This window comes from Sphingobacterium sp. GQ94, assembly GCF_059758715.1.
Genome location: NZ_JCAXEC010000045.1, coordinates 1 through 333, shown reverse-complemented (window position 1 = coordinate 333; position 333 = coordinate 1). Strand labels below are relative to the sequence as shown.

At 34.2% G+C, this 333-nt stretch carries 1 protein-coding gene; it reads left to right on the top strand.

Features of this window, described 5'->3' with window-relative positions:
* On the top strand, positions 1–333 hold a 333-nt coding region (locus tag AC6CHH_RS16425), incomplete at both ends, for a helix-turn-helix domain-containing protein (RefSeq protein WP_498284797.1).

The following is a 333-nucleotide window of genomic DNA, read 5'->3' as shown; positions in this document are numbered from 1 at the left end:
AATTTTTCGGACATATCGATTTGAACTTCAACCAACACAAGAGCAACAGGTGTTGTTGGATAAGCATTTTGGTTGTGTCCGATATATTTACAACCATTTTTTAAATGAAAGACAAGTACAGTATCAAACAGGTAAAAAATCTGATAATTACCATACACAGGCAGCAACACTAATAGCATTAAAGAATACAGAAGAAACTGTTTGGCTTAAAGAAGTCAATAGCCAATCTTTACAATCAGCTTTGAAATCTTTAGAAGCGGCCTACGTGAATTTCTATCGTGGTCACGCTAAATTTCCAAGATTTAAGTCGAAGAAGAAAAGGAATAGTTTCAC